This is a genomic window from Streptomyces bauhiniae (genome assembly GCF_004784475.1).
GTDB classification, from domain to species: Bacteria; Actinomycetota; Actinomycetes; order Streptomycetales; family Streptomycetaceae; genus Streptomyces; species Streptomyces seoulensis.
The window spans coordinates 294752-320286 of sequence record NZ_SRRT01000003.1; the positions used below are offsets into that span (position 1 = coordinate 294752).

22 protein-coding genes are annotated in these 25535 nt (G+C 72.4%); 4 read left to right on the top strand and 18 right to left on the bottom strand.

All coding sequences use genetic code 11. From position 1 onward, the window contains the following. Nucleotides 1-19 precede the first annotated feature (19 nt). The 16 genes from E5083_RS11395 to rsmH all read right to left on the bottom strand — a co-directional run bounded on the left by E5083_RS11395 (nt 20) and on the right by rsmH (nt 17865). Nucleotides 20-1252, bottom strand: a complete 1233-nt coding sequence (locus E5083_RS11395; protein WP_135785528.1) for a DivIVA domain-containing protein — start codon at nt 1250-1252, stop codon at nt 20-22. Nucleotides 1253-1304: 52 nt separating this feature from the next. Continuing rightward, entirely contained in the window at nt 1305-1595 is a 291-nt protein-coding gene (locus E5083_RS11400) for a YggT family protein (RefSeq protein ID WP_030810117.1), read from the bottom strand. A 50-nt stretch (nt 1596-1645) separates the two neighbouring features. Beyond that, nucleotides 1646-2287 carry a cell division protein SepF gene (locus tag E5083_RS11405; protein WP_030810120.1) on the bottom strand — a complete coding sequence of 214 codons (642 nt, stop codon included), beginning with the start codon at nt 2285-2287 and terminating at the stop codon, nt 1646-1648. 129 nt (nt 2288-2416) lie between these two features. Next, complete coding sequence (locus E5083_RS11410) at nt 2417-3136, bottom strand: YggS family pyridoxal phosphate-dependent enzyme (RefSeq protein ID WP_135785529.1); 720 nt, start codon at nt 3134-3136, stop codon at nt 2417-2419. Between the two features lie 6 nt (nt 3137-3142). After that, nucleotides 3143-3871: a peptidoglycan editing factor PgeF gene (gene pgeF, locus E5083_RS11415; RefSeq protein WP_135785530.1), complete on the bottom strand. Its 729-nt coding sequence runs from the start codon at nt 3869-3871 to the stop codon at nt 3143-3145. Continuing rightward, nucleotides 3868-5094, bottom strand: a complete 1227-nt coding sequence (gene ftsZ / locus E5083_RS11420; protein WP_135785531.1) for a cell division protein FtsZ — start codon at nt 5092-5094, stop codon at nt 3868-3870. Before ftsZ ends, pgeF begins: the two co-directional genes overlap by 4 nt. A gap of 277 nt (nt 5095-5371) precedes the next feature. After that, nucleotides 5372-6166 carry a cell division protein FtsQ/DivIB gene (locus E5083_RS11425; RefSeq protein ID WP_135785532.1) on the bottom strand — a complete coding sequence of 265 codons (795 nt, stop codon included), beginning with the start codon at nt 6164-6166 and terminating at the stop codon, nt 5372-5374. Nucleotides 6167-6193: 27 nt separating this feature from the next. Continuing rightward, the gene (murG, locus tag E5083_RS11430) at nt 6194-7282 is read right to left on the bottom strand and encodes an undecaprenyldiphospho-muramoylpentapeptide beta-N-acetylglucosaminyltransferase (RefSeq protein ID WP_135785533.1); all 1089 of its coding nucleotides are present in this window, start codon (nt 7280-7282) and stop codon (nt 6194-6196) included. Between the two features lie 6 nt (nt 7283-7288). Continuing rightward, a complete protein-coding gene (gene ftsW / locus E5083_RS11435) occupies nt 7289-8647 on the bottom strand; it encodes a putative lipid II flippase FtsW (RefSeq protein WP_135785534.1) in 1359 nt (452 codons plus the stop codon). Nucleotides 8648-8717: 70 nt separating this feature from the next. After that, nucleotides 8718-10160, bottom strand: coding sequence for a UDP-N-acetylmuramoyl-L-alanine--D-glutamate ligase (gene murD, locus E5083_RS11440; protein ID WP_208754027.1), 1443 nt, complete (start codon nt 10158-10160; stop codon nt 8718-8720). Next, on the bottom strand, nt 10142-11215 hold the full coding sequence (gene mraY / locus E5083_RS11445; RefSeq protein ID WP_030810142.1) for a phospho-N-acetylmuramoyl-pentapeptide-transferase: 1074 nt from the start codon (nt 11213-11215) through the stop codon (nt 10142-10144). The genes murD and mraY overlap by 19 nt, the downstream gene beginning before the upstream one ends. Further along, the gene (locus E5083_RS11450) at nt 11212-12627 is read right to left on the bottom strand and encodes a UDP-N-acetylmuramoyl-tripeptide--D-alanyl-D-alanine ligase (RefSeq protein ID WP_135785535.1); all 1416 of its coding nucleotides are present in this window, start codon (nt 12625-12627) and stop codon (nt 11212-11214) included. Before E5083_RS11450 ends, mraY begins: the two co-directional genes overlap by 4 nt. A gap of 4 nt (nt 12628-12631) precedes the next feature. Continuing rightward, nucleotides 12632-14311, bottom strand: a complete 1680-nt coding sequence (locus E5083_RS11455) for a UDP-N-acetylmuramoyl-L-alanyl-D-glutamate--2,6-diaminopimelate ligase (protein ID WP_167513518.1) — start codon at nt 14309-14311, stop codon at nt 12632-12634. 44 nt (nt 14312-14355) lie between these two features. Further along, a complete protein-coding gene (locus E5083_RS11460; protein ID WP_279632458.1) occupies nt 14356-16308 on the bottom strand; it encodes a peptidoglycan D,D-transpeptidase FtsI family protein in 1953 nt (650 codons plus the stop codon). 5 nt (nt 16309-16313) lie between these two features. Continuing rightward, nucleotides 16314-16865, bottom strand: a complete 552-nt coding sequence (gene ftsL / locus E5083_RS11465; protein ID WP_135785538.1) for a cell division protein FtsL — start codon at nt 16863-16865, stop codon at nt 16314-16316. Nucleotides 16866-16908: 43 nt separating this feature from the next. Then, nucleotides 16909-17865 (bottom strand): 16S rRNA (cytosine(1402)-N(4))-methyltransferase RsmH, encoded by a 957-nt coding sequence (gene rsmH / locus E5083_RS11470; RefSeq protein ID WP_135785539.1) that lies wholly within the window; start codon nt 17863-17865, stop codon nt 16909-16911. Nucleotides 17866-18282: 417 nt separating this feature from the next. Here rsmH and E5083_RS11475 point away from each other — a divergent pair, with 417 nt between their 5' ends. The 4 genes from E5083_RS11475 (at nt 18283) to E5083_RS11490 (ending at nt 23826) form a co-directional block, all read left to right on the top strand. Next, nucleotides 18283-18855, top strand: coding sequence for a beta-class carbonic anhydrase (locus E5083_RS11475; RefSeq protein WP_135785540.1), 573 nt, complete (start codon nt 18283-18285; stop codon nt 18853-18855). Between the two features lie 224 nt (nt 18856-19079). Continuing rightward, the gene (locus tag E5083_RS11480; RefSeq protein ID WP_208754028.1) at nt 19080-20159 is read left to right on the top strand and encodes an AAA family ATPase; all 1080 of its coding nucleotides are present in this window, start codon (nt 19080-19082) and stop codon (nt 20157-20159) included. Next, the gene (locus E5083_RS11485; protein WP_135785541.1) at nt 20159-21472 is read left to right on the top strand and encodes a DUF58 domain-containing protein; all 1314 of its coding nucleotides are present in this window, start codon (nt 20159-20161) and stop codon (nt 21470-21472) included. Before E5083_RS11480 ends, E5083_RS11485 begins: the two co-directional genes overlap by 1 nt. After that, on the top strand, nt 21469-23826 hold the full coding sequence (locus E5083_RS11490; RefSeq protein ID WP_135785542.1) for a transglutaminase TgpA family protein: 2358 nt from the start codon (nt 21469-21471) through the stop codon (nt 23824-23826). The genes E5083_RS11485 and E5083_RS11490 overlap by 4 nt, the downstream gene beginning before the upstream one ends. 115 nt (nt 23827-23941) lie before the next feature. On the opposite strand, the gene E5083_RS11495 is transcribed toward E5083_RS11490, so the two are convergent. Next, a complete protein-coding gene (locus E5083_RS11495) occupies nt 23942-24328 on the bottom strand; it encodes a DUF3040 domain-containing protein (RefSeq protein WP_031179948.1) in 387 nt (128 codons plus the stop codon). Nucleotides 24329-24604: 276 nt separating this feature from the next. Next, complete coding sequence (locus E5083_RS11500; RefSeq protein ID WP_135785543.1) at nt 24605-25402, bottom strand: methyltransferase; 798 nt, start codon at nt 25400-25402, stop codon at nt 24605-24607. Between the last annotated feature and the right edge of the window lie 133 nt (nt 25403-25535).

Genomic DNA, 25535 nt, shown 5'->3' on the forward strand with positions numbered 1-25535 from the left:
TACAGGCCGTGCGGGGCCGTCAGTTGTCGTCCTCGTCGATCAGGAACCCGCGCATGGGCGAGGGAGCCTGGCCCATCGGGGACGGGCCCTGCGGGCGGACCGGAGCCATCGGCTGGGTCATGGCCGGCGTCATCTGCTGCTGGCCGCCGTAGGACGGTCCTGCGGGCGACTGGGGGCCACCCATGCCCTGGTTGCCGCCACCGTAGGACGGGGCGCTCGCGCCGGCCGGAGCCATCGAGGGCGCCGGGGACGGCGGGAGGGACGCGGCGGCCGGAGTGCGCGGCGGAGCGAGCGAGTCGTCGGCCTGCGTCTCGAGCTGACGGAGCTGGGACTCCAGGTACGACTTCAGACGCGTCCGGTACTCGCGCTCGAAGCCGCGCAGGTCCTCGACCTTGCGCTCCAGCGTGGCGCGCGCGGACTCCAGGGAGCCCATGGCCACGCGGTGCTTCTCCTGCGCGTCCCGCTCCAGGGCGTCGGCCTTGGCACGGGCGTCGCGCTCCAGACCCTCGGCGCGGCTGCGGGCCTCACCGACGATCTTGTTGGCCTCGGAGCGGGCCTCGGCGATCGCCTGGTCGGCGGTCTGCTGGGCCAGCGAGAGGACACGCGCGGCGCTGTCGCCGCCGGGGCCACCCTGACCGGGCAGGCCGGGGCCGCCCATGGGACCGCCCATGGGGCCGCCCATCTGCTGCGGCATGGGCGGCTGGCCGCCCATGGGGCCCTGGCCCATCGGACCGGGACCCTGACCCATCGGGCCGGGGCCCTGCTGGCCCATCGGACCCTGGCCCATGGGGCCCTGGCCCATCTGTCCCTGGCCCTGGCCCATCGGACCGGGACCCATCTGACCCTGGCCCATCGGGCCGGGGCCCTGCGGGCCGCCCTGTCCGCCGGGACCGGCGGGGAGCTGCGGGGCACCGCTCGGCAACTGGGGCGGGCCACCCATGGGGCCACCCATCTGCTGCTGCGGCGGGCCCGATATCCCGGCGGGAACCGGAGCGCCGGGACCGCGCATGCCCTGCTGCTGCTGGTCCTGACCGCCCTGCTCCGGGGGCTTGCGCATGTTCTGCTGGTTCTGCGCGGCGGCCCGCGTGGCGGCGGCCAGCTTGGCGCGCAGATCCTCGTTCTCGCGGAGCAGACGGGTCAGTTCGGCTTCGACCTCGTCGAGGAAGGCATCGACCTCGTCCTCGTCATAGCCTTCTCGGAGGCGGACGGTCGTGAACTGCTTGTTCCGCACGTCCTCGGGGGTCAACGGCATCTCTTCACCTCAACGTAGTCATCGGCAGTCGGCAAGACCGTATCGTCCACCCTCATCGCACGAAGCTCCCCGCCACGGTGATGAGGATGTAGACGATGATCATCAGGACGAAGAAGGACAGGTCGAGTGCCACGCCCCCGAGCCGCAACGGCGGGATGAACCGCCGCAGAAGCTTCAACGGTGGATCGGTGACAGTGTAGGTGGCCTCCAGTACGACCACCATCGCCTTGCCGGGTTGCCACGAGCGGGCGAACTGGAAGACGTAGTCCATGACCAGCCGGAAGATCAGGACGACGAGAAACACCATCAGCGCGATGTAGATCACCTGCGCGAACACGCTCATGGCTGCTGGTTCCCTCTCCCCTGTTCCGTGCGTCTTCCGGTGGTGCGTCTTCAGCTCTGGTTGAAGAACCCGCCCTCTGCGATGCGGGCCTTGTCCTCCGCCGTGACATCGACGTTAGCAGGAGACAACAGGAAGACCTTCTGCGTCACCCGTTCGATACTGCCGTGAAGTCCAAACACCAAACCCGCCGCAAAGTCGACAAGTCGCTTCGCGTCGGTGTCGTCCATCTCGGTCAGATTCATGATCACCGGGGTGCCCTCGCGGAAGTGTTCCCCGATGGTACGGGCCTCGTTGTAGGTCCGCGGGTGCAGCGTGGTGATGCGGTACGGCTCTCGTTCCGACACGACCTTGGGCATGATCACCGGCGCGTTCTTCTCCAGGGACTGACGTTCTTGTGTGATGGACGCCACGGGCGCGATGCGCGCCGGGCGGCCCGATTCCGCGGTCAGCGCCGGGGAATGGGACACCGGTTCGCGTTGCGCCGGAGGCTGCACCACTCGCACCGATTCATCCCTTTGGGACACATGTGCACTGTGCGGCTGGTGTGTCGGCTCGTGTCGTCGGTGGTCCCGCTCGGGCTCCGGGTCCAGTTCGGGCTCGAAGTCGTCGTCGGGGTCGAAACCCCGGCCGTCGTACCCATCGTCCTCCACGAGGCCGAGGTAGACCGCCATCTTGCGCATCGCGCCGGCCATGCTCTGAGTCCTCCGCTCTGTGGTGGATCGGGTGACGACTGCCAAGTTCCCGCGATCCACTCGGTCGTTGCGCCCGCTTTCGGCGGGCATTGACCATATTTTCTGCTGTGGTCCGACTTCTTGGCGACGTTACCCGAGCCTGGCACGGACTCCGAGTACCGCGCTGCCGACGCGCACATGTGTCGCCCCGGCCGCCACGGCCTCCTCGAGGTCCGCGCTCATCCCTGCGGACACCATGGTTGCAGCAGGATGGGCCCGGCGCAGGTCGGTCGACAAATCCACGAGCCGTTCGAACGCCGCGCGTTCGCGTCCCGCGTACTCGCCGGTGAGCGGCGCGACGGTCATCAGGCCGTCCAGCCGCAGTCCGGGCGCGCCGGCGATCAGGTCGGCCAACTCCCCGATCCCAGCCGGTGCGATCCCGCCCCGCTCGCCCCGGCCGCTCGCCCCCGCGTCCAGGGCGACCTGGATGAGGCAGCCGATCTCGCGGCCGGCCCGCACGGCCTCCTTGGAGAGCGCGGTGACGAGCCGGTCCCGGTCGACGGACTGCACGACATCGGCATAACCGACCACGGAACGCACCTTATTGGTCTGCAACTGACCCACGAAGTGCCATTCCAGGGGCAGATCCGCGCACTCGGCGTGCTTGGGCGCCGCGTCCTGGTCCCGGTTCTCCGCGACCTGACGCACCCCCAGTTCCGAGAGGATGCGGACGTCGTCGGCCGGGTAGGTCTTGGTGACCACGATCAGGGTCACCTCTTCACGTGCCCGCCCCGCGGCCGCGCACGCGGCGGCGATGCGTTCCTCAACCTTCGCCAGATTCCCGGCGAGTTCGGTCCTACGGTCCGTCATGCCCCATCAGTCCAGCCACACATAGCCGGCGAGCCGTCCGGTGGAACGGTCGCGGCGGTACGAGAAGTGATCGTCCGACTCCCTTGTGCACACCGGGGATTGCTCCCGGTCGCGCACCCCGAGCCGGTCGAGCTGCGCGTGCACTCCGGCGCTCACGTCGACGGCGGGAGTGCCCCAGCTCGTCTCGGCGTGCGCCGCCGGTTCGGCGGCGGCCACCTCGGCGCGCATCGCCTCCGGCACCTCGTAGCACCGGCCGCACACGGCGGGTCCGGTGCGGGCGACGATCCGGCCGGGCTCGGCGCCGAGTTCGGTCATGGCGCGTACGGCGGCCGGGACGACCCCGGCGAGCATGCCGGGCCGTCCCGCGTGCGCCGCCGCGACGACACCCGCGACGGGATCGGCGAGCAGCACCGGTACGCAGTCGGCGGTGAGCACGGCGAGGGCGAGGCCGCGGCGGGCGGTGACGAGCGCGTCGACCTCCGGCACCGGCTTCTCGCCCCAGGGCTCGTCCACGACCGCGACCTCGGCGCCGTGCACCTGGTTCATCCAGACCACCCGCGCCGGGTCCACGCCCAGCGCCTTGGCGGTCAGTTCGCGGTTGGTCCGCACGGCACCGGGGTCGTCGCCGACCGCGCCGCCGAGATTGAGCTCCGCATACGGAGCGGCGCTCACCCCGCCCCACCTGTCGGTGAAGGCGAAGTGCGCGCCGCTCACGTGTCCGCGCTGTCCTATCACTTCAGGAAGTCCGGCACGTCCAGCTCCTCGGCCGCGCTGTCCGCGTAGGTACGGGACTGCGGCACCGGCGGGGCCACCGGGATCTCGACCACCGGCTCGGGGGCCGGCTCAGGCTCCTCCTTCGGGGTCACGCTGCCGAGCGAGCCGAAGGTCGGACGGCTCTCCGCCTGCTGCTGGCGCGGCGGGGCTGCGGGCTCCTCGCGGCGCTGGGCCGAGGAGTTGGCGGAGGAGGAGGCCGAGGACGAGCCGAGGACGTTGTCCCGGCGGGCCGGGGGCTGGCCGCCGTCGAAGCCGGCCGCGATCACGGTGACCCGCACCTCGTCGCCGAGGGCGTCGTCGATGACCGCGCCGAAGATGATGTTGGCCTCGGGGTGGGCGGCCTCGCTGACGAGCTGGGCCGCCTCGTTGATCTCGAACAGACCGAGGTCGGAGCCGCCGGAGATGGAGAGCAGCACGCCCCGGGCGCCGTCGATGGACGCCTCCAGGAGCGGCGAGGAGATCGCCATCTCGGCGGCGGCCACCGCGCGGTCGTCGCCGCGGGCCGAGCCGATGCCCATGAGGGCCGAACCGGCCTCGGACATGACCGACTTGACGTCGGCGAAGTCCAGGTTGATCAGGCCGGGGGTGGTGATCAGGTCGGTGATGCCCTGGACACCGGAGAGCAGGACCTGGTCGGCGGACTTGAACGCGTCCAGGACCGAGACCTGGCGGTCCGAGATGGACAGCAGCCGGTCGTTGGGGATCACGATGAGGGTGTCGACCTCTTCGCGCAGCTCCGCGATGCCGTCCTCGGCCTGGTTGGCGCGGCGCCGGCCCTCGAAGGTGAACGGGCGGGTGACGACGCCGATGGTGAGGGCGCCCAGCGAGCGGGCGATGTTGGCCACGACGGGCGCGCCGCCGGTGCCGGTGCCGCCGCCCTCGCCGGCGGTCACGAAGACCATGTCGGCCCCCTTGAGGACCTCTTCGATCTCCTCGCGGTGGTCCTCGGCGGCCTTGCGGCCGACGGCCGGGTTGGCGCCGGCGCCGAGTCCGCGGGTGAGTTCACGGCCGACGTCCAGCTTGACGTCGGCGTCGCTCATCAACAGTGCCTGCGCGTCGGTGTTGATGGCGATGAACTCGACGCCCTTGAGGCCGACCTCGATCATCCGGTTGATGGCATTGACACCACCGCCGCCGACACCGATGACCTTGATGACTGCGAGGTAGTTCTGCGGTGCTGCCACGTCGAAGGCCTCTCGCCTCGAATTACGTTGTCGCGCCGGGCGGTTCCCCGACCGGGACGACGGATGCCGAATTGGGACGGTCCGAACGCCGACCCGAACCCTAACGCTGAAGTTTAGGGTTACCAGTGTGTCTGTTCCCTGGAGTCTTCTGAACAGGACACTAAGTCGACAAGCGGCGCCCGTTCAACGAACACGCCGAACCTCCCGTTTTTCTTTTCACCCTATGTGATCAGCCGTAGCAGTGCCCAACCAGGGTGCTGGCCTGCGCTGATGTGCGTCAACTCCCCGCTGACGCGGGGGCGGTGGGCACGCTCACATCGAAGTGCCGGGCCTTCGGAGCTGCTTTCATGAGAGCTGTGAGGGCCCGTGCCTTGGCGCGGCCCTGCTCCCCGCTCCCCCACTCCACGGTGCGTCCGCGGCCCAACTCCAGGGTGATGGCGTCGAACGAGCCCACCTTGACCGTCCCGGTGTCGCGGGCGACGGCGGGCGGGAGACTGCCGGCCACCCGGACCGCCTCGCGCACGAGACGTCCGGTGCCGAAGCGGCGCAGGCTGGCGGCACCCGATCCCTTGCGAGAAGCGGCGAGTTCGAGCATCGGTACACCCTTCGGCGCCTTCCCCACGACCGCGAAACGTACGCCTTCGTGATCGATCTCGGTGAACTTGCCGTTCTCGCGGGCCAGCAGCACCGGGGTGCGCTCGGTGACCTTCAGGGTGATGCCGTCCGGCCAGGACCGGGACACCTCGACGGTGTCGATACGGCGCAACTTCCCCCGCAGCCGGGCCTCGACGGCGTCCGTGCCGATGGAGGCCAGCGGGGCGCCGACCGGTACGGCGGCCGCGTCGCGGACCTCGGCGGGGGTGAGCACCTCGGTGCCGGAGACCGAGACGTGCCGTACGCGGAGCCACTCGGAGCCGTAGAGCAGCCAGACCGTGCCGGCGCCCAACAGGACCAGGGCGACGGCCAAAACGATGATCATACGAAGACGGGGGCGCCTGAATCGGCGGACGAGCGGCGGGCCGGCCGACTCCTGCTGGCGTTCACCGCGCTCCGCGGTGGTCGAACCGGCCACGCTCGCTGTCCCTTCGTCGTGCCGTGCCTAACGGCCGGCGGCGATGGCCTCGTACACCATGCCGACGAGCAGGTCGTCGGCGTCCCGGCGGCCGAACTCACCGGCGGCGCGGGACATCTCGTACAGGCGGTGCGGGTCGGCGAGGACGGGGAGCACGTTCTGCTGCACCCACTCCGGCGTCAGTTCCGCGTCGTCCACGAGGAGTCCGCCGCCCGCCTTGACCACCGGCTGGGCGTTCAGCCGCTGTTCGCCGTTGCCGATGGGCAGCGGGACGTAGGCGGCCGGGAGTCCGACGGCGGTGAGTTCGGCGACGGTCATCGCGCCCGCGCGGCAGAGCATCATGTCGGCCGCGGCGTACGCGAGGTCCATCCGGTCCAGATAACTTACCGGGACGTACGGGGGCATCCCCGGCATCTGCTGCACCTGCGGCAGTTCGTTCTTCGGGCCGACCGCGTGCAGGATCTGGATGCCGGCCTGCTGCAGCCAGGGCGCGACCCGCTGGACGACCTCGTTGAGGTGCCGGGCGCCCTGGGAGCCGCCGGAGACGAGCAGCGTGGGCAGGTTGGGGTCCAGGCCGAAGCGGGCGCGGGCCTCGGGGCGCGCGGCGGCACGGTCCAGGGTGGCGATGGAGCGGCGCAGCGGGATGCCGATGTAGCGGGCGTCACGCAGCTTGCTGTCGGGCGTGGAGACCGCGACCCGGGCCGCGTAGCGGGAGCCGATCTTGTTGGCCAGGCCGGGGCGGGCGTTGGCCTCGTGGATCACGATCGGCACGCCCAGGCGCTTGGCGGCCAGGTAGCCGGGCAGCGCGACGTAGCCGCCGAAGCCGACCACCGCGTCCGCCTTGGTGCGCTCCAGGATCTGCTCGGCGGCCTTGATCGTGCCGCGCAGCCGGCCCGGCACGGTGATCAGCTCAGGGGTGGGCTTGCGCGGCAGCGGGACCGCCGGGATCAGCGCCAGCTCGTAGCCGCGCTCCGGGACGAGCCGGGTCTCCAGACCGCGCTCCGTGCCCAGGGCCGTGATCCCCACGGTGGGGTCCTGCCTGCGCAGGGCGTCCGCGAGGGCGAGCGCGGGCTCGATGTGGCCCGCGGTACCCCCGCCGGCGAGTACGACATGCACCGAAATTCACCGCTCTCCGGACGGACGCGCCGCCGAGGCACGCCGTCGCATCGTGTTCCATCTCCGTGGCACCCGCTCGGCACGGGAGCCCCCCGACCGCTTTCTACCAAAGCGGGGTTGCCGCATCGCAAGTGCCGCCCGCGCACCGGGCTCGTCACGCGCGAACGCGATCAGCAGCCCGACGGCGAACATGGTCGGCAGCAGGGCGGACCCTCCGTAGGAGAACAGCGGGAGCGGGACGCCGGCGATCGGCAGCAGGCCGAGCACCGCACCGATGTTGATCACCGCCTGGGCGATGAGCCACGTCGTCACGCCTCCCGCGGCGTACCTCACGAAGGGGTCCTCCGTGCGTCCGGCCACGCGGATACCCGCATAGCCTAGAGCCGCGAACAGGGCCAGTACCGACAGCGTGCCCGCGAGACCCAGTTCCTCACCTGTGACGGCGAAGATGAAGTCCGTGTGGGCTTCGGGGAGTTGGCCCCATTTCTCCACGCTGGCGCCGAGTCCGGAACCGAAGATCCCGCCCGAGGCGAGGGCGTAGATGCCGTGCACGGCCTGCCAGCAGTCGGCGGCGCCCGCCTTGGGCTCGGTGGCGCCGATGCAGGCGAGCCGGGCCATCCGGTTGGGGCTGGTCTTGATGAGGATCACACCGATCAGCCCCGCCACCGACAGCACCCCGGCGAAGAGCCGGGTCGGGGCGCCGGCCAGCCAGAGCAGGCCGAAGAGGATCGCGGTGAGGATGATCGCGGTGCCCATGTCACCGCCGAGCATGATCAGTCCGAGCAGCAGGAAGGCGACCGGGACCAGCGGGACCAGCATGTGCTTCCACTGGGTCAGCAGCCGCTTCTCCTGCTTGCGGGCGATCAGGTCGGCGCCCCACAGCACCAGGGCGAGCTTGCCGAACTCGCTGGGCTGGATCTGGAAGGAGCCGCCGAGCGAGATCCAGTTCCGGTTGCCGTTGACCGACATCCCTATCCCCGGCACCTGCACCAGGGCCATGGAGAACACGGCGGCGGCCAGGATCGGGTAGGCCAGCGCCCGGTGCAGCTTGACCGGCATCCGGGAGGCGGCGAACAGCAGCGCGCCGCCGATGAGCGCGGCGAGGAACTGCTTGCGGAAGAAGAAGGAGCCGGGCAGCGAGAGCTGCAGCGCGGTGATCTGGGAGGCCGAGTAGACCATCACCAGGCCCAGGACGGTGATCAGCATGCTGCCGCCCAGGATCAGGTAGTAGGCGGTCAGCGGCCGGTCCCACGCCTTGCGGGCGCGGTCGCGCAGCCGGCGCAGCGGGTTGTCGCCCGCGATCCTCGGGGGTGCGGGACGGGCCGCCCGCTGTACGGGCGGCCGTCCGGTACGGCTACTGGGCATCCTGGCCTCCGCTGAACGTCGACCGTCCCACGCGTCCCTCCCAAGGTCCGCCCGGCACGGGCGGCCGGGGTCAGGCGCCGAGTTCGCGGACCGCGGCCGCGAACGCGTCGCCGCGCTGGTTGTAGTTGGTGAACATGTCCATGGAGGCGCAGGCCGGGGCCAGCAGGACCGTGTCGCCCTGCTGGGCCAGCCGCTTCGCCTCCGTCACCGCCTGGAGCATCGCCCCAGTGTCGGTCCGGTCGAGGTCCACGACGGGTACTTCCGGGGCGTGTCGCGCCAGGGCCTCGCGGATCAGCGCGCGGTCGGCGCCGATGAGGACGACCCCCCGCAGCCGCTTCGCGGAGTTGGCCACCAGCTCGTCGAACTCGGCGCCCTTGGCGAGTCCGCCCGCGATCCAGACGATCGGCTCGTAGGCGGCCAACGAGGCTTCTGCGGCATGGGTGTTGGTGGCCTTGGAGTCGTCCACGTAGGCCACGCCGTCGACATCGGCGACGTGCGCGATGCGGTGGGCGTCGGGCTTGAAGGCGCGCAGTCCGTCGCGCACCGCCTGCGCGGGGACCCCGTAGGAGCGCGCGAGGGCCGCCGCGGCAAGGGCGTTGGCGATGTTGTGCGGGGCGGGCGGGTCCACGTCGGAGACCTCGGCCAGCTCCTGGGCGTTCTTCTGCCGGTTCTCCACGAAGGCGCGGTCGACCAGAATGCCGTCCACCACGCCGAGTTGGGAGACGGCGGGCGCCTGGAGCGTGAACCCGACGGCCCGGCAGCCCTCTTCGACGTCGGCCTCGCGGACCAGGTCCTCGGTGCGCGGGTCGGCCACGTTGTAGACGCAGGCGACCTTGTTGCCCTCGTAGATACGGCCCTTGTCGGCGGCGTAGGCGTCCATGGAGCCGTGCCAGTCGAGGTGGTCCGGGGCGAGGTTGAGGACCGCGCCGGAGTGGGCGCGCAGGGAGGGCGCCCAGTGGAGCTGGTAGCTGGACAGCTCGACGGCGAGCACGTCGTACTGCTCGTCGCCGAGTACGGCGTCCAGCAGGGAGACGCCGATGTTGCCGACCGCGGCCGTGCGCAGGCCCGCCGCCTTGAGGATGGAGGCGAGCATCTGCACGGTCGTGGTCTTGCCGTTGGTGCCGGTGACGGCGAGCCAGGGGGCCGCGTCGGGGCCGCGCAGGCGCCAGGCCAGCTCGACGTCGCCCCAGACGGGGACGCCCGCCTCTTCTGCGGCGCGGAACAGCGGCTTGCCGGGCTGCCAGCCGGGGGCGGTGACGATCAGCTCGGTGCCCTCGGGGAGAGTCGCGCCGTCGCCGAGGCGGACGGTGATGCCGAGCGCCTCCAGTTCCGCCGCCTGCTCGCGGGCGCGGGCGTCGTCGCCGTCGTTGACGGCCGTGACGATCGCCCCGCGCGCGTGCAGCGCCTTCGCGGCCGGCAGGCCGGAGACGCCGAGCCCGGCGACGGTGACGTGCTTGCCCTGGAATTCGCTGGGCCCCGAAGGCACCGAGGAGGTCACTTGTCCGCTGCCCATCCCGCGTAGAAGAGGCCCAGTCCGACGATGACGCAGATGCCCTGGATGATCCAGAAGCGGACCACGACAAGGACCTCGGACCAGCCCTTGAGTTCGAAGTGGTGCTGGAGCGGTGCCATCCGGAAGACGCGCTTGCCGGTGAGCCGGAAGGAGCCGACCTGGATGACGACCGACATGGTGATGAGGACGAACAGGCCGCCCATGATGGCCACCAGCAGCTCCGTGCGGGAGAGGATGGCCAGGCCGGTGAGGACACCGCCGAGGGCGAGCGAGCCGGTGTCGCCCATGAAGATCTTCGCCGGGGAGGTGTTCCACCACAGGAAGCCCAGGCAGGCGCCCATCAGGGCGGAGGCGACCACCGCGAGGTCCAGCGGGTCGCGCACCTCGTAGCAGGCGGCCGGGTTGGTCAGGGTCATGGCGTTGGCGCAGGACTCCTGGAACTGCCAGACGCCGATGAACGTGTAGGCGCCGAAGACGAGGACGGAGGCGCCGGTGGCCAGGCCGTCCAGACCGTCGGTGAGGTTCACGCCGTTGGACATGGCGAGGATCATGAACAGCGCCCAGACCACGAACAGCACCGGGCCGATGGTCCAGCCGAAGTCGGTGATGAACGACAGCTTGGTGGAGGCCGGCGTGTTGCCCCGGTTGTCGGGGAACTGCAGGGCGAGCACGGCGAACCCGATGCCGACTATGAGCTGGCCGGCCATCTTCGCCTTGGCCCGCAGACCGAGCGAGCGCCGCTTGACGATCTTGATGTAGTCGTCGAGGAAGCCGACCAGGCCCATGCCGAACATCAGGCCGAGCACCAGCAGGCCGGAGTAGGTCGGCGGCTTGCCGGTGATCACCTTGCTGAGGAAGTACGCGGCGATCGTGGCCAGGATGAAGGCGATACCGCCCATCGTCGGCGTACCGCGCTTGCTGGCGTGCTCGCGCGGGCCGTCGTCGCGGATGTACTGGCCGTAACCCTTGCGGGCGAGGAGCTTGATCAGCAGCGGGGTGCCGATCAGCGTCAGGAAGAGACCGATGACGCCCGAGAACAGGACCTGGTTCATCATCGGGCGGCGACCTCACCCTCGGTACCGGCCTCGGCGAGCGTCTGCGCGACCCTCTCCAGACCCACCGACCGGGACGCCTTCACCAGCACGACGTCCCCCGGACGCAACTGCTTGCGCAAAAGGTCGATCGCCGCCTGTGCGTCGGACACGTGCACCGACTCCTCACCCCACGAACCCTCGTTGTATGCGCCCAGTTGCAGCCAGGAGGCTTCGATGCCACCGACCGCGACGAGCTTGCTGACGTTGAGCCGGACGGCGAGCCGTCCGACCGCGTCGTGCTCGGCGAGAGCCTCGTCCCCCAGCTCGGCCATCTTGCCGAGCACCGCCCACGTGCGGCGCCCCTTGCCCATGGCCACGAGCGCCCTGAGGGCGGCCCGCACGGACTCGGGGTTGGCGTTGTAGGCGTCGTTGACGATGGTCACGCCGTCCGGGCGCTCGGTGACCTCCATGCGCCAGCGGGAGAGGGTGCCCGCCCCGGAGAGCGCGGTCGCGATCTCGGTTGCGGACATGCCCAGCTCATGGGCGACGGCGGCCGCGGCGAGCGCGTTCGACACGTGATGCTCACCGTACAGGCGCATGGTCACATCGCTTGCACCGGAGGGTGTGTGAAGCCTGAAGGAGGGCTGTCCGCTGTCCGTGAGTCGTACGTTCTCGGCGCGTACGTCCGCTTCGGCCGACTCTCCGAAAAGGACCACCTTCGCCTTGGTACGGGAGGCCATGGCGCGCACCAGCGGGTCGTCGGCGTTGAGGATCGCCGCGCCGCCGTCCGCCGCCGGGGGCAGGCTCTCCACCAACTCGCCCTTGGCCTGGGCGATCTGCTCGCGGCCGCCGAACTCGCCGATGTGGGCGCTGCCCACGTTGAGCACCAACCCGACCTTGGGCGGGGTGAGTTCGGCGAGGTAACGGATGTGCCCGATGCCGCGGGCGCCCATCTCCAGCACGAGGAACTTCGTCTCCTCGGTGGCGGACAGGGCGGTCAGCGGCAGCCCGATCTCGTTGTTGAGCGAGCCGGGCGTGAACACGGTCGGCGCCTTGCCGCCCAGTACCTGGGCGATGAGGTCCTTGGTGCTGGTCTTGCCGGCCGAGCCGGTCAGCGCGACGAGGGTCGCGCCGAGGCGCTCCACCACGTGGCGGGCGAGGGCGCCGAGGGCGGTCTGCACGTCGTCCACCACGACCGCGGGCACGCCGACGGGCCGCGTCGCCAGTACGGCGACCGCGCCCGCCTCAACGACCGACGCGGCGAAGTCGTGGCCGTCGACCCGCTCACCGCTGAACGCGACGAAGAGGGCGCCGGGCACCACCTCGCGGGAGTCCCGGACGACCGGGCCGGTGACCTGGACGGACGTATCCGGTATGTCGTGCGTCTGCCCGCCGGTGACTGCTGCGATCTCGGCGAGGGAGAGGGCGATCACAAGTTCATCCCTGGGTGTTCTGGATAGCTTCGCGGAGCACCTGGCGGTCGTCGAAGGGACGGATCACGCCGGCGATGTCCTGGCCCTGCTCGTGGCCCTTGCCCGCGACCAGCACCGTGTCACCGGCGGCGGCGCGGCCCACGGCGGCGGCGATGGCGGCGGCCCGCTCCTCGAACAGCAGCACCTCGCCCCGCTCGTGAGCGGGGACGGAGGCGGCGCCTTCGAGCATGGTCGCCAGGATCGCCAGCGGGTCCTCGGAGCGGGGGTTGTCGGAGGTCAGTACGGCCGTGTCGGCGTACCGGGCCGCGGCCGCGCCCATCGGGCCGCGCTTGGTGCGGTCGCGGTCGCCGCCGCAGCCGAGCACGAGGTGCACGCGGCCCTTGGTGACCTTGCGCAGCGCCTTGAGCACCGACTCGACCGCGTCGGTCTTGTGGGCGTAGTCGACGACGGCGAGGTAGGGCTGTCCGGCGTCGACGCGCTCCAGCCGGCCGGGGACGCCGGGCACGGCGGCGATGCCGTCGGCGGCGGTCTGCGGGTCGATCCCGGCGGCGGCCAGGGCGGCCACGGCGGCGAGGGTGTTGGCCACATTGAACGGGCCGGGCAGCGGCGAACGGGCGTGCACCCGCTCGCCGTTCGGGCCGAGCGCGGTGAACGTCGAGTCCATCGGGCCGGTCTGGACGTCCTCGGCGCGCCAGTCGGCGTCCGGGTGGCCCTCGGCGGAGAAGGTGACGACGGGCACGCCGGCCTCGGTGACGAGCCTGCGGCCGTACTCGTCGTCGGCGTTGACCACGCCGAGCCGGCTGCGCCCAGGGGTGAACAGGCTCGCCTTGGCCTGGAAGTAGTCCTCCATGCCGGAGTGGAACTCCATGTGCTCCGGGCTGAGGTTGTTGAAGACCGCGATGTCGAAGACACAGCCGTCGACGCGGCCGAGGACCAGGGCGTGGCTGGAGACCTCCATGGCGACGGCGTCGGTGCCGCGTTCGCGCATCACGGCGAACAGGGCCTGGAGGTCGGTGGCTTCGGGGGTGGTGCGCTCGGACTTGATCCGCTCGTCGCCGATGCGGGTCTCGACGGTGCCGACCAGACCGGTGGCCCGGCCGGCCGCCCGCAGGCCGCCCTCGACCAGGTAGGCGGTGGTGGTCTTGCCGGAGGTGCCGGTGATGCCGATCTGGAGCATGTCCCGGCCGGGGTGGCCGTAGATGGTGGCGGCCAGCTCGCCCATCTCCGCGCGCGGGTCCTCGACGACCAGGACCGGCAGGCCGGTGGCGGCGGCGCGGTCGGCGCCCGCCGGGTCGGTGAGGACGGCGACGGCGCCGAGGCCGGCCGCCTGGGTGGCGAAGTCGGCGCCGTGCAGCCGGGCGCCGGACAGGGCGGCGTAGATGTCACCGGGGCGGACGGCCCGCGAGTCGTGGGTGATGCCGGTGACCCCGGTGGACGCGGCGGTCTCGGCGGGCGCGGCGGTACCCAGTTGACCGGCCAGTTCCGCGAGGGAGATGGCGGAGACCTGAACCGGTCGCGGCGGTCCCGGATTTGTCACGGAAGCGCCTTTCTGAGTGGTTTGGGACTGATCGGCGTGTGGCACGGCGGTGAGCGTACCGGGAGTACCCGCTCCGGAGCTAAAACGGGGCTCGCGCTCGGTGCGGTGGGTCCCTCGGTTCCCGTCGTCGGGGGTGATCGTTGTCACGGGCTCGTTCCTGGTGGTCGGTGCCTGGTTCCGGTGGGGGCGGGTCAGGGCTGGTAGGAGACGGGCAGGGCGGCGGCCTTGGCTCCGGTCGGCGGCACCTGCAGGGTCTTCAGCGCGAACTCCATCACCTGCTTGTAGACCGGACCGCAGATCTGGCCGCCGAAGTAGCTGCCGGAGGTGGCGTTCTGGATGGCGCAGTAGACGGTGACGCGGGGCTTGTCGGCGGGGGCGAATCCGGCGAAGGACGAGGTGTAGCCGTGGTACCTCCCGGTGGCCGGATCGACGCGGTTGGCGGTGCCGGTCTTGCCCGCGACCCGGTAGCCGGGGATGCGGGCCTTGACGCCGGTGCCCTGCTCGTCGTCGACGACCGACTCCAGCATCTGGGCCACGGTCTTCGCGGTCTTCTCGCTGACCACACGGGTCTTCTTGGGCTTGGGCGCGGGGGCGAAGCGGCCGTCGGCGCCCTTGGTGCCGCGCACCAGGGTGGGTGCGACGCGGACTCCGCCGTTGGCGATCGTGGAGTAGACGGAGGCGGCCTGCATGGCGTTGATGGAGAAGCCCTGGCCGAAAGGGATCGTGTACTGCTGCGAGGTGGACCACTTGGCCGAGGGCGCGAGGATGCCCGGTGTCTCGCCGGGGAAACCGAGCCCCGTGTAGCGGCCGATGCCGAACTGGCGCAGGTACGAGTAGAGCGTGTCGTTGGCGGCCCGCTGGGTCTTGCCGAGCTGGCCGGTGGCGAGGATGGTGCCGATGTTGCTGGACTTGGCGAGCACCCCGTTCAGGGTGAGGTACCAGGTGGCGTGGTCGACGTCGTCCTGGAAGAGCCGGTCGCCCCGGTGCAGCCGGTTGGGTACGACGACATGGGTGAGCGGGGTGGCCGCGTTCTCCTCCAGCACGGCCGCCATGGACATCACCTTGGCGGTGGAGCCGGGCTCGTACGCGTCCTGCAGGGCGGGGTTGCCCATGGCGGCGGAGTCAGCCTTGGAGAGGTCGTTGGGGTCGAAGCCGGGCGAGTTGGCCATGGCGAGGATCTGGCCGGTGGCGGTGTCCTGGACGACGACGTAGCCGCGGTCGGCCTTGGACTTCTTCACCTGCTCGGAGATCGCGTTCTGCGCGGCCCACTGGATGTCGCGGTCGATGGTCAGCTCGACGTCGCTGCCGGGCACGGCGGGCGTCTCGGTGGAGCCCGCGGTGGGCACCTCCCGGCCGCCGGACTGGGCGTAGCGGATCTTGCCGTCCTTGCCGGAGAGCTGCTTGTCGAGCTGCTGCTCGATGCCGCCGCCGCCCCGGCCCTCGCTGTTGACCCAGCCCAGTATCCCGGCGGCCAGCTCCTTGTTGGGGTACACCCGCTGGCTGCTGGGGTCGGCGAAGACCCCGGCGAGCACATTGGGGGTGCCCTTCTTGACGAAGGCGGCCTTGAGGTCCTTGATCTGCTTCCAGACCTGCGGGGTCTGCCGGGAGGCCAGCCGGGCGTAGCGGGACTGCTTGTTGGCCGGGCGGAGCTTCTTGACGAGCGCTTCCTGGTCCTGGCCGAGGATCGGGGCGAGCAGCGCGGCGGCCTGCTCGGGACCGTCGGAGATCTTGAGCTGCTCGCTGTTGAACATCTTCGGGTCGGCGGTGATGTCGTAGGCGTCCTCGCTGACGGCGAGGGCGACGCCGTTGCGGTCGGTGATGCCGCCGCGCTCGGCGGTCAGGGTGTGCGCCACATAGCGGTTCTGCTCGGCCTTGGCGCTGTAGGTGCTGGCGTCGACGGCCTGCACCTGGAGGAGGCGCACGGTGAAGGCGGTCAGGACCAGGGCGAGGGCGAGGCCGACCAGACGCAGCCGGGGCCGGGGGCTGCCCAGCCGCAGGGCGGGCTTGGCCGGGGGCCGGCGTCCGCCGGAGGGGCGGCGGGCGGGGCGGGCTCCGGGGCCGGGGCGGCGGGGGGCCGCGCTCCGGGGGCGGGGCGGCCTCGCGGGTCCGGGCACACGGCGGCGCGGCGTTTCCCTGTCGGACACTTCCGTCACCTGCCGGGGGTCGGGGTGGTGGGGGCGGACCGGAGGGCGCCGCCCGGCGCGGGAGTCGTGGCGGCGGGGGTCGCCGGGGTGCTGGCGGGTGTGCCGGCGGGCGGCGCGCTCGGTGTCGCCGGGGCGGTGCTCGGGGCGGCGGTCAGCGCCTCGGGGGCGCGGGGGCCGGTGAGGACGGCGGAACGGGGGGCCGCGCTGGGGACGCCCTTGACGCTGCCGTCGGGATTCAGGAAGGCGGGGTCGCCGCCGGGAACCATGCCGAGTTCGCGGGCGCGGCGCTGGAGGGCGTCCGGCGCGGAGTAGGCGTCGATGTCCCGCTGGAGGGCCTGTTCCTCGTCGGTGAGGCTCTTGGTCTTGCGCTGTATGTCGTCCAGCTCGAACGACCCTTCGCTGAGCGCCGAGTTGAGCACCAGCAGGCCGAGCAGCCCGCCGCCGAGGAGCAGGACGACGAGGAGGACGAAGGGGGTGCGGGCCGCGCGGGCGCGGCCCGCGGGGATGAGCCGGGCGAGCCGGGCCGCCCTCCCCCGAGGCGCGGGCTTGCTGCTCACTGTCCCTCCCGGCGGGTCGTGGCACCCGGCCGGCCCCGTCCGTTCACTCGGCGTCCTCCCTGATGCGCTCGACACCCCGGAACCTGGCCGGGGCGGCCCGGCGGTTCTCGGCGATCTCCTCCTCGGTGGGCAGTTCGGCACCGCGCGTGAGGAGCTTGAGACGGGGCTGGTAGCGCTCGGGCACCACGGGCAGTCCGGGGGGCGCGGTGTTGGCGGCGCCGGCCGCGAAGACCTGCTTGACCAGCCGGTCCTCCAGCGACTGGTACGACAGCACGGCGATCCGCCCGCCCACCGCGAGCGCCTTCACCGCGGCCGGCACGGCCCGCTCCAGTACGGAGAGTTCGCCGTTGACCTCGATGCGCAGGGCCTGGAAGGTGCGCTTGGCCGGGTTGCCGCCGGTGCGCTTGGCGGCCTGCGGCAGGGCGTCCCGGATCAGTTCGACCAGACGGGCGCTGTTGGTGAACGGCTCCTTCTCGCGCTCGCGGACGATGGCCGAGACGATCCGCTTGGCCTGCTTCTCCTCGCCGTACGCGCGCAGGATGCGCACCAGTTCACCGGCCGGGTAGGTGTTGAGGACCTCGGCGGCGCCGATGCCGGTCGTCTGGTCCATGCGCATGTCGAGCGGGGCGTCCTGGGCGTAGGCGAAGCCCCGGTCGGCCTCGTCGAGCTGCATGGAGGAGACGCCGAGGTCGAAGAGGACGCCCTGGACGGACGGGATGCCCAGGCGGTCGAGGACCTCGGGGAGTTCGTCGTAGACGGCGTGCACGAGGGTGGCGCGGTCGCCGTAGGGGGCGAGGCGTTCACCGGAGAGGCGGAGGGCTTCCTTGTCCCGGTCGAGGCCGATCAGCCGGGCCTCGGGGAAGCGGGCCAGCAGGGCCTCGCTGTGGCCGCCGAGGCCGAGGGTGCAGTCGACGACCACCGCTCCCGGCCGCTCCAGGGCGGGCGCCAGCAGGTCCAGGCAGCGCTGGAGCATCACCGGGACGTGTCGACTCTCGGTCAAGGGGGCCTCTCATTCCGGCGGGCGGTACGCACCGCCGGGTCCCCGCCCGCTCCGTGAAGGGGAGGCCCGCCGGCGCCGGAAGCGTCGGCCGGCCGGGAGCGGGAGGAGGCCGAGCCGCACGTACGCGCCGCGCACGCGGGGAGACGGTCCGGGCGGATGCCGGGATCTCCGGGGGTTTCACCAGCGGGAAGAGCCGCGCCTCCCGCTTCGCGTCACTTTAGTCCACCCTGTGTCGCGGTCAATCAACCGGCCTGCGCGTCGCGTACGGCTTCCGGGAGGGCCCCGCGATTCGCCGGGATTCACCCGTCCGGCGGAGGTTCGCGCTCCGTGTGGGTTAGCTCACAACAAGCCACGACGGGGTTCTTTGTGGCCGTCCACAGCAGGCCAGGGGCACCGGTGACCAGTAACGTCGGGAGCATGACGACTTCCGCAGCAGTTCCGACCGGGTCCGACAACGCCATAACGGGTGGCAACAGCGTGACGGACCGCCTGGTCGGCGCCAACCAGACGTATGCGAGCGAGTTCACCGACCCCGGCATGGACGCGCGTCCGGTGCTCCAGGTCGCCGTCGTCGCCTGCATGGACGCCCGCCTCGACCTGCACGCCGCGCTCGGCCTGGAGCTGGGCGACTGTCACACCATCCGCAACGCGGGCGGCGTGGTCACCGACGACGTGATCCGCTCGCTGACCATCAGTCAGCGCGCGCTGGGCACCCGCAGCGTGGTCCTGATCCACCACACCGGGTGCGGTCTGGAGTCCCTCACCGAGGAGTTCCGGCACGACCTGGAGATGGAGGTCGGCCAGCGCCCGGCGTGGGCGGTGGAGGCGTTCCGGGACGTGGACCAGGACGTACGGCAGTCGATGCAGCGGGTGCGGACCTCCCCGTTCCTGCTGCACACCGACGACGTGCGCGGCTTCGTCTTCGACGTGCGCACCGGTCTGCTCCGGGAGATCGACCCGGCCGACGGCGGCGCCGAGAAGTCGGCCTGACGCCCCGGCGGCCCTCCTACCGCCCTCGGGGCGGGGGGTGAAAGGGCCGCAAGCCCGGCATCACGGGGGCAGTTGTCCACAGGCGGTGACACGAATCCGTAACGGCGGCAAGAATGCGGGGTGTGACGGCGCGCGGCCTGGTCCGCGCGGCGTCGCAGTTCCGGGGTGGGCCGGTCGCGCTCGCGTGCACAGGCCCTGGGTGATGACGGGCCGAGGAGGGCCGGGTGACGACCTATGACGATCGGGCGAGCCAGGGGGGCGTCCCCGCTCGGACGGAGTCGGGCGCGGGGCGGGAGCTGACCGCCACCGCCGAGCGTGTCCGCGCTTCGGTGGAGGACGTGATCGAGGGCAAGCCCGAGGTCGTCCGGCTCGCGCTGACCGTGCTGCTCGCCGAGGGGCATCTGCTGATCGAGGACGTCCCCGGCGTGGGCAAGACCATGCTGGCCAAGGCGCTGGCGCGGTCCATCGACTGCTCGGTGCGGCGCATCCAGTTCACCCCCGACCTGCTGCCCTCGGACATCACCGGGGTCTCCATCTGGGACCAGCGGGGCGGTGACTTCGAGTTCAAGCCGGGGGCGATCTTCGCCCAGATCGTGATCGGCGACGAGATCAACCGCGCCTCCCCCAAGACCCAGTCGGCGCTGCTGGAGTCGATGGAGGAGCGCCAGGTCACCATCGACGGCCACAGCTACGAACTGCCGAGCCCCTTCATGGTGGTGGCGACGCAGAACCCGGTCGAGATGGAGGGCACCTACCCGCTGCCCGAGGCCCAGCGCGACCGCTTCATGGCCCGCGTCTCGGTGGGCTACCCCAGCGTCGAGGCCGAGCTGCGGATGCTGGACGTGCACGGCGGTGCCTCCCCGCTGGAGGACCTGGAGCCGGTGGCGCACGCGCACGAGATCGTGAAACTGATCGAGGCGGTGCGCGCGGTGCACGTCTCGGAGGCCGTGCGGCGGTACGCGGTGGAACTGGTCGCCGCCACCCGTGTCCACCCCGACCTCAGACTCGGCGCCTCCCCGCGCGCGACGCTGCATCTGCTGCGCGCGGCGAAGGCGTCCGCCGCCCTGGAGGGCCGGGAGTACGCGCTGCCGGACGACCTCCAGGCGCTCGCCCCGCCCGTGCTGGCCCACCGGCTGCTGCCCACCTCGGAGGCCCAGCTCAACGGGCGGACGGCCGAGGACGTGGTGCGGGAGATCATCCAGCACACGGCCGTGCCCACCACCGGCCGGCAGAGCGGCTACGACGGCCTGGACGCCTCGCCGGCCCATCCCCCGCGGCCGCTGCGGCCTCCCAGGGGTCTGTGATGTCCGCCGGGGGGCGGGGCGGGGTGCGGGCGACGCTGTCGGGGCTCACCACGCGCGGGCGTTCCTTCCTGGCCGCCGGGATCGCGGCCGCGATCTGCGCGTATGTGCTGGGCCAGGACGACCTGCTGCGGGTGGGGCTGCTGCTGGCGGTGCTGCCGCTGCTCTGCGCGGCCGTCCTGCACCGCACCCGGCACCGGGTGACCGCCGAGCGCGGCCTGGCCCCCACGCGGGTGCCCGCGACCGGGGAGGCGCGGGTCCGGCTCAGGGTGGACAACGTCTCCCGGCTGCCCACCGGCCTGCTGATGCTCCAGGACCGGGTGCCGTACGTGCTGGGGCCCCGGCCGCGTTTCGTGCTGGACCGGGTGGAGCCGGGCGGGCACCGCGAGGTGTCCTACCGGGTGCGCTCGGACCTGCGCGGCAGATACCGGCTCGGCCCGCTCCAGGTGCGGCTGAGCGACCCGTTCGGGATGTGCGAGCTGACCCGCTCCTTCTCGGCGTACGACACGCTCACGGTGCTGCCCCGCGTGGAGCCGCTGCCGCCGGTCCGGTTCGGCGGGGAGGCGCTCGGGCACGGCGACGGACGGCAGCGTTCGCTGGCGCTGGCCGGCGAGGACGACCTGATCCCGCGCGGCTACCGGCACGGTGACGACCTGCGCCGGGTGCACTGGCGCTCCACCGCCAGGCACGGCGAGCTGATGGTGCGCCGCGAGGAGCAGCCCCGCCGCTCGCGCTGCACGGTGCTGCTGGACACCCGCGCGGTGGCCTACGAGGGCGCCGGCCCCGGCTCGGCCTTCGAGTGGGCGGTGTCGGGGGCCGCCTCGGTGGTGACGCATCTGCTGGAGCGGGGGTTCTCGGTGCGGCTGCTGACGGACTTCGGGGTGACGGTGTCCGGCGAGGGCGGCTCGGGGCACGAACGGGCGGCGGCGGCCGCGCTGATGATGGACACCCTCGCGGTGATCGACCACTCCGACGGCGCCGACCTGGCGGGCGCGTACGACGTGCTGCGGGACGGGCACGACGGGCTGCTGGTCGCCTTCCTCGGCGACCTGGACGGCGGACAGGCGGCCTCGGTGGCCCGGATGCGCAGGCGCGGCGGCGCGGTCGCCTTCGTGCTGGACCCGGACGACTGGACGCGCGAGCCGACGGCGGTGCCCGGGCCGAACGCCCCGCTGCCCCAGCGGCTGCGGGTGCTGCGTGAGGGCGGCTGGACGGCGCTGGGCGTGCCGCGCGGGGCCTCGCTGGAGGAGCTGTGGCGGCAGGCGGACCGGGAGCGGCCGGGTCCGGCCGCGCTGAGCGGGAAGGCACGGGGATGAGCGGGCGGGCACGACTGGCGCTGTGCGCGGCGGCGGCGACGCTGATGGCGTCCTCGGCCCTGCTGCCGCTGGTCGACGGCCCCACCTGGCTGCTGCTGTCGGCGCTGCTGGTGGCCGTGCAGACGGGGGTGGGCATCGCGGCCCGGCGGATTCCGCTGTCCCGGTCGCTGACACTGCTGGCGCAACTGCTGGTGACGCTCGTGCTGCTGACGCTGGTCTTCGCGCGGCCCGAGGCGCTGGGCGGACTGCTGCCGGGGCCGGACGCGTTCCTGAAGTTCGGGGCGCTGTTCGGGCAGGGCGCGGACGACGTGAGCCACTACGCGATCCCGGCGCCGCTCACCGACGGCATCCGGCTGCTGCTGGTCGGCGGGGTGCTGCTGGTGCATCTGCTGGTGGACACCCTCGCGGTGTCCTTCCGGCGGGCGGCTCCGGCGGGGCTGCCGCTGCTGGCGCTGTACTCGGTGGCGGCCGGGCTGTCGGACGGGGCGGCGGACTGGCTGTGGTTCCTGGTGGCGGCGGCCGGTTATCTGATGCTGCTGCTCGCGGAGGGCCGGGAGCGGCTCGCCCAGTGGGGCCGGGTCTTCGGCGGCACCCCGCGCGCGGGTGCCCCGGCGGGCGGGGTGACGGCGCCGGCGCGCACCGGCCGCCGGGTCGGCGCGGTGGCGCTGGGCGTGGCCCTGGTGGTGCCGCTGGCCCTGCCGACGCTGCACGGCGGGCTGCTGGGCCAGGCCGGTTCGGGCGTCGGCGCGGGCAACGGCCGGGGCGGCACGATCTCGGCGGTGAACCCGCTGGTGTCGCTGCGGGACAGTCTGAACGTGGACGACGACCGTCAGGTGCTCTCGCTGCGGCCCAGCTCCGGCGAGGTGCCGGACATGTACGTGCGGATAGTGTCCCTGGACGACTTCGACGGCACCGACTGGAAGCCGTCCCAGCGCCGGATCGCCGCGGTGCCCGGCGTCTTCCCGGCCCCGGCGGGCCTGAGCGACGACGTCCGGCGGACCACGCTGCGCACGGTGATCACGGCGGCGGACTGGTACGCCCAGGACTGGCTGCCGATGCCGTATCCGCCGAGCGGGGTCCGGATCGACGGCAACTGGCGGTACGAGCCGGTCGGCATGACCCTGGTCGGCGACCACGGCCAGACCACGCGCGGCGAGACCTACCAGGTCACCAGCCTGGACCTGCGGCCGACCGCGAAGCAGCTCGCCGACGCCCCGAAGCCGCCGGCCGCGCTGGAGCGGGAGTACACGCGGGTGCCGTCCCGGCTGCCGGACGTGGTGGCGCGGACCGCCGAGGAGGTCACCTCCGGTGCGCGCAACCACTACGAGGAGGCGGTACGGCTCCAGGACTGGTTCTCGGTGGACGGCGGTTTCCGGTACGACACCGAGGTGCAGGTGGGCCGGGGCGCGAACGCGATCGCCAACTTCCTGAAGAAGAAGGAGGGGTTCTGCGTCCACTTCTCCTTCGCCATGGCGGCGATGGCCCGCACGCTGGGCATTCCGGCCAGGGTGGCGGTGGGGTTCGCGCCGGGCACCCCGCAGGGCGACGGCTCGGTGTCGGTGAGCCTGAAGGACGCGCACGCCTGGCCGGAGCTGTATTTCCAGGGCGTGGGCTGGACCCGGTTCGAGCCGACGCCCACGCGGGGCACGACCCCGGCGTACACCCAGCAGGACACCCCGAGCAGCGCCCGCCCGGACCAGGAGCTGCCCTCGCGCGGGGCCTCCAGGGAGCCTTCGGCGGCGGCGACGCAGGGTGAGAGCTGCGCCGCGCAGGACCGATCGGGGGCGTGTGCCGACCCCTCGGCGGCGGTGGCGGCGCCGGGCGGGGGCGGGGGTCCGTCGGGCGGGCTGTGGGCCGCGCTGATCGTGCTGGGCGCGCTGGCGCTGGTGGTGCTCCCGCTGTCCCCGATGCTGTGGCGGACGCGGGTACGGGCCACACGGCTGGACGGGCACTCCCCCGACCCGGCCGGGCGGACGCTGGCGGCCTGGCGGGAGCTGACCGACAGCGCCTGGGACCACGGGGTGATACCGGACGACTCGCTGACCCCGCGCGGCTCGGCGGCCCGCATCGTGCGGCTGGGTCAACTGGACGGGGAGGCGGGGGCCGCGGTGCACCGGGTGGCGTCCGCCCTGGAGCAGGTGCTGTACGCCCCTGAGCCGCACCCTGCGCCGGACCTCGCCAAGGACGTGCGCCGGGTAATCGCCGGGCTGGCGGCCCCAGTGGGCCGGGGCACCCGGCTGCGGGCCCTGTTCGCCCCGCGCTCGGCCCGGCGGGTGCTGTGGTCGGCCCAGGACCGGTGGGCATCCCTCCGGGCACGGGCGGCGGCGCTGCGGCCGGTGCGCGGGGAGGCGTAGCGGCCGCGCGGCACGGCTGAGGCGTGACACGACTGAGGCGTGACACGACTGAGGGGGTGACCACCGGGTCCGGTGGTCACCCCCTCGTGCGAAACCTTGGAAGTCCGCGGGCGGCTCAGTGGCCCTGTTCGTCCCGGCGGCGCTGCCAGCGGTCCTCGATACGTTCCATGACGGTACGTTTCCGCCGGACCGGGCGGCGTCTGGTGTGGCCCTTGGGGGTTTCACCCGGCTTGGGTGCCTTGCGCCATCCGGTGACGGCGAGCACGGCACAGCCGAGCATCACGAGGAAGCCGACGACACTGATCCAGATCAACTGGGCGACCATACCGGCCATGAGGAGCGCGATACCGACGAGGAATCCCGCGACCGCCTGATAGACCCGGCGCCGGGTGTAGGTCCGCAGCCCGTTTCCCTCGAGCGCCGACGCGAACTTGGGATCTTCGGCGTACAGCGCTCGCTCCATCTGCTCGAGCATGCGCTGCTCGTGCTCCGAGAGCGGCACGGAGTCCTCCTCATCGTGCAGTCGCCGGGGCGACTCTGGGGGGTCCTTTCAGGATAGGCAGGGAATCGCCCCCGTGAAACCCGCCCCTCTGCGCCATCTGGCCAACCGGTGCGTCAGGACGTCCCGGCCCGCTGAGGCTGTCATTCCCCGGCGGCCGACCCGTCATGCCGGTCGGTGTACCTCGATCATACGGCGCAAACCCCTCGATCGGGGGGCTTGTGGCGTACTCCATCTGCCGCCGCGCCCCTGATCAGCGCCGTGTCCCACGGGGCGGGTTCAGTCTCCGGCGCCCCCGACGGGCCCGCCGGGCGCTCCGGTCCCGCCCGTCTCGCCGAGCACATGGACCTGGGTGGCCACGGAGTGGAAGGCGGGCAGCTCCGCCACGGCCGCCTCCAGCCGCAGCAGGGCGTCCAGCGCGCCCGGCTCGGTGTCCACCAGGACGCCGGGCACCAGGTCGGCGAAGACGCGTACGCCGTGCACGGCGCCGACCCGCAGGCCCGCGCCCTCGACCAGGGCGGTGAGCTGGTCGGGGGTGAAGCGGTGTGGCACCGGGTCGCCCTCGCCCCAGCGGCCGTCCGGGTCGGCGAGGGCCTGGCGGGCCTCGGTGAAGTGCCCGGCGAGGGCGCGGGCCAGTACGGCGCCGCCGAGGCCGGCCGCGAGGAGGCTGAGCACGCCCTCGGGGCGCAGCGCGGCCACCGCGTTGCCGACGCCCTCGGCGGGGTCGTCCACGTACTCCAGCACGCCGTGGCAGAGGACCGCGTCGTAGCCGCCGCGCTCGACCACGTCGAAGAGGCCGTGGGCGTCGCCCTGGACGCCCCGGACCCGCTCGGCGACGCCCGCCTCGGCGGCCCGGCGCTCCAGGGCGAAGAGGGCGTTGGGGCTGGGGTCGACGACGGTGACGCGGTGGCCGAGCCGGGCGACGGGCACGGCGAAGTTGCCGCTGCCGCCGCCGGTGTCGAGCACGTCCAGCGAGTCCCGCCCCGTGGCCTTGACCCGGCGGTCGAGGGCGTCCTGGAGGACGTCCCACACCACGGCGGTACGGAGAGAGGCGCGGGGGCGCGTCGGGTCCGGCACGGCTGTTGCTCCTCGGCACGGCACCGCCCGTTGCCCGGCGGCGCGATGGGGGCCTCCCCGGCCGGTCACGGGGAGGTGCGCGGCAAGTGGAGACGTAAGGCGCCTCCACCCTATGGCCTCGCCTGCCGCGCCC

What these genes read in the sequence shown, in the direction of transcription:
- E5083_RS11395 (WP_135785528.1), bottom strand. Translation starts at nt 1,252, where the DNA reads ATGCCGTTGACCCCCGAGGACGTGCGGAACAAGCAGTTCACGACCGTC.
- E5083_RS11475 (WP_135785540.1), top strand. Translation starts at nt 18,283, where the DNA reads ATGACGACTTCCGCAGCAGTTCCGACCGGGTCCGACAACGCCATAACG.
- E5083_RS11405 (WP_030810120.1), bottom strand. Translation starts at nt 2,287, where the DNA reads ATGGCCGGCGCGATGCGCAAGATGGCGGTCTACCTCGGCCTCGTGGAG.
- E5083_RS11490 (WP_135785542.1), top strand. Translation starts at nt 21,469, where the DNA reads ATGAGCGGGCGGGCACGACTGGCGCTGTGCGCGGCGGCGGCGACGCTG.
- mraY (WP_030810142.1), bottom strand. Translation starts at nt 11,215, where the DNA reads ATGATGAACCAGGTCCTGTTCTCGGGCGTCATCGGTCTCTTCCTGACG.
- ftsW (WP_135785534.1), bottom strand. Translation starts at nt 8,647, where the DNA reads ATGCCCAGTAGCCGTACCGGACGGCCGCCCGTACAGCGGGCGGCCCGT.
- E5083_RS11485 (WP_135785541.1), top strand. Translation starts at nt 20,159, where the DNA reads ATGTCCGCCGGGGGGCGGGGCGGGGTGCGGGCGACGCTGTCGGGGCTC.
- murD (WP_208754027.1), bottom strand. Translation starts at nt 10,160, where the DNA reads ATGGGCAGCGGACAAGTGACCTCCTCGGTGCCTTCGGGGCCCAGCGAA.
- E5083_RS11400 (WP_030810117.1), bottom strand. Translation starts at nt 1,595, where the DNA reads ATGAGCGTGTTCGCGCAGGTGATCTACATCGCGCTGATGGTGTTTCTC.
- E5083_RS11410 (WP_135785529.1), bottom strand. Translation starts at nt 3,136, where the DNA reads ATGACGGACCGTAGGACCGAACTCGCCGGGAATCTGGCGAAGGTTGAG.